The following is a 3,029-nucleotide window of genomic DNA, read 5'->3' on the forward strand; positions in this document are numbered from 1 at the left end:
AACCAGACAGCGCGCGGCGACCGCCACGTCTATGCCTCGCGCACCCGTTTCATCCCGGCCTCGATGCTTTCGGCCTTCGAGCAATCGTCCTGGGCAAGCGCCGCGCTCAAGGACGACCCGCGCCAGCGGCCGGGCGTCAAGGTCGACCTCGGCGCCCGCATGCGCGGCATGTGGAAATAGCCACCGGCCGGCTTCGCCACCTGCCAACAAGACTCCACACTTTCAGGAAGCCTGCCCCGGACATCAGTTCACGGAATCGCAGGCATTTCCATGCCGTCATTCCGGCTTGGCGGCCGCCGGCGAAGCTTCGGCGATCGGCGCGGCCGGCTCGGCCGTGGTCACGAAGGGATAGACGAGCTGTTGGTGATAGAGCTGCGGCACCGGCTCGTCGACACCGTATTTCTCCGGCATATGTTGCGGCATGAACAAGGTGCCGCCGATCAGGTCGAGGAGGGGCAACTGGGCGGCGAAATTCTTGTCATAGGCCTGGCGATCATTGGCATGATGCCAGTGATGAAACTGCGGCGAGGCAATCAGCCATCTCAGCGGCCCGAACTTGATGCGTGTGTTGGAGTGGATGAACACCGACTGCCATTGATAGATCAGCGCGTAGATGAGGACCGCTTCGCTGGAAAAGCCCAGCACGAAGAGCGGCAGGAACGAAGCTGACTTGGTCAGGATCTGGTCCACCGGGTGGACGCGGTGGGCGGCCAGCCAATCCATCTCCTCGATCGAGTGGTGGATGGCGTGGAAGCGCCACAGGAACGGCACCGCGTGAAAGGCGCGATGGGCAAGGTAGAAGCCTATGTCGGCGACGAGCAGGGCCTCGATTGCCTGCAGCCATAAAGGCTGCGACTGGACGGCGGCGGGAAGCGCCTCGGGAACCACACGCCGGACCATAAGCATCGCAGCGCCGATCACCAGCAGCATGCCGAACTTGATGACGATGCCGTTGAAGAGCAGATAGAAGACGTCGTTCAGCCAATGCCGGCGCGTCGCCGATTGCTCGGCATGCAGCGGCAGGAGCTGCTCCAGCGGAATGAAGATGAGGGCGATGACCAGCACCGCCTTGTAGTCGATGAGATCGAACACGGTCGCTCGCGGATCGGCTGAGGCCAGTGTCCGACACTAGCCGTTAAAGGATGAACGGACCGTTGATGGCGGTGCTGCGAAATCCCGTGAAACTATTCGACCGCTGCGTGAAACAGCGCACTGACCGTTGACATTCACCGTGTCAGTTGCGGACGCGCTTCAAGTCTTTGTTTTGATGCATGTCGTTGTCCCGGAACCGCTGCACACTTCCGGGCGACATGCATTAGGAGGGCGGATGTTTCTCGATCGCGAGCGTTTCAAGCCGGCGGCGGAAATGCGGCTCAGCCGGGACAGGTCGTCGATCCGGGTGACGATAACCGACCCCAAGGCGTGCGAGCTCGGCGAAGCCGTCTATGCCTGGATCACCGCCGAGGGCAAGCCGGTCAGGATCGGCACTTGCGGCGCCTCGGCGGGCAAGCGCCTGCTTTCCTATCCGGGATACATCAACCGCAGCCTCGCGGGCCGCGGCGGCGCGACGCCCAAATGGGAAGCGCTGAAATGGCTGAGCCTGCTCACCGAACACGGCATGCTGACGGCGGTGGTGCATCAGCCGGAACCGACCCCGACCGCGGCGGGCCTGGTCAGGCCCTATCTCGATATCGAGCGCCAGTTGATCCGCCAGCACAGGCCCCTGCTCAACCGCAGCCGGCGTTGAGGGCGGTTCAGCCCGAACTCCTGAGCGAAGAGCCGTTCAGTGGATCGTGCCGGCGACGTCTCCCGACGGCACGCCGCGCGGACTTTCGAAGCTCACCTGATCGCGTCCGTTCGATTTCGCCTTGTAGAGATGCCTGTCGGCGACCTGGAACATATCGTGATAGGTCGTTGGACCGCTGAAGGCGATGCCGCCGATGCTGACCGAGAGCGGCCATGGCTGGCCGCCGGGCGCGAACCCGGCCTCGCGGATGCGCAGCCGGATCGATTCCGCGACCAGGAAGGAGCGCGTCGCGTCGGCGCCCGGCAGGAAGACCGCGAATTCCTCGCCGCCGATGCGGCCGACAATGTCGGCGCCGCGCAGTTGCCCCTGGATCGTGCTGGCGATCAGCTTCAGCGCCTGGTCGCCGCAGTCATGGCCGAGACGGTCGTTGATCGATTTGAAATGGTCGGCATCGACGATCAGCAGCGCGCCGGAATCGGCGACGTCATGGCTGCGTGCCTGGTCGAGATAGGCCTCCACCAGCATCGAGAAGGCACCTCGATTGAAGACGGCCGTCAGGCTGTCGGTCGCCGCGACGATGCTGAGCTCCTTCTGGGCGATCGCGAGCTGGCGCATCTTCCACATCAGGAAGAACAGGAAGGAACCACCAAGGACGAGCGGCAGGAACAGGTCCGTGAGCTTCGCCCACAGCAGCGCCTGCGGCGACAGCGACGGAAAGTTGAAGGAATCGACGAAGAAGGCAGTCGCAATGAAAAAGGCGGTGCCGGCGAAGGTGACCACCACGACCCTGCCCCAACTCGTCGGGGACAAATCGATGCGCATGGCATTGCTCCCACTGCAGTTGGGCCCATTGTGCAGCGGGAGCGCAAACGAAGTCCTAATACATTAGCTTCAATGCAAGTGTAGTTAACAGGCCGCTGGAACCGCCCGCGGTGACGGGCAGGCAGAAAGCCCGCCACCGAAGGCGGCAGGCTCTCCGACTGGCCGGAGGTTCTCGTCAGCGCGCCGCCGCAACCGGCGACGCCGTAGGAGTGTGCCGCAGAGCCTCACGGCCGGTTCGACGCTTCCCGGTTGGCTGTTGCCTTGCTGCATGCGTTAACGGCGCGAAATCATCAGGCAAAGCGTCCTGAGATCCTTGTCATAAGCTCCTTCGCTGGAGAGCACGTCAGCGCAACGCTTCTTCATCCGGGCCAATTTCGTGCCGGACATCTGAGCCACCGCACTGTTCATGGCGGCTGCGTCCGGAGTCCCGAGAGTGTTCGGCGTGCCCAGGGTCGAGAAC

4 protein-coding genes and 1 pseudogene are annotated in these 3,029 nt (G+C 63.5%); 2 read left to right on the forward strand and 3 right to left on the reverse strand.

The features are described from left to right. Positions 1–180, forward strand: a 180-nt coding sequence (locus EOD07_RS28720; protein WP_164772626.1) for a hypothetical protein, incomplete at its 5' end; no start/stop codon positions are given. Positions 181–276: 96 nt separating this feature from the next. On the opposite strand, the gene EOD07_RS28725 is transcribed toward EOD07_RS28720, so the two are convergent. Next, positions 277–1,092 carry a sterol desaturase family protein gene (locus EOD07_RS28725; RefSeq protein WP_127237761.1) on the reverse strand — a complete coding sequence of 272 codons (816 nt, stop codon included), beginning with the start codon at positions 1,090–1,092 and terminating at the stop codon, positions 277–279. 235 nt (positions 1,093–1,327) lie between these two features. Here EOD07_RS28725 and EOD07_RS28730 point away from each other — a divergent pair, with 235 nt between their 5' ends. After that, on the forward strand, positions 1,328–1,747 hold the full coding sequence (locus EOD07_RS28730; protein WP_127237762.1) for a hypothetical protein: 420 nt from the start codon (positions 1,328–1,330) through the stop codon (positions 1,745–1,747). A gap of 36 nt (positions 1,748–1,783) precedes the next feature. Here EOD07_RS28730 and EOD07_RS28735 read toward each other — a convergent pair whose 3' ends face one another. Continuing rightward, positions 1,784–2,569: a GGDEF domain-containing protein gene (locus tag EOD07_RS28735; protein WP_127237763.1), complete on the reverse strand. Its 786-nt coding sequence runs from the start codon at positions 2,567–2,569 to the stop codon at positions 1,784–1,786. Positions 2,570–2,842: 273 nt separating this feature from the next. Beyond that, a pseudogene (locus tag EOD07_RS38220) lies at positions 2,843–3,029 on the reverse strand (hypothetical protein); the annotation flags it as partial.

The organism is Mesorhizobium sp. M2C.T.Ca.TU.002.02.1.1 (genome assembly GCF_003997225.1).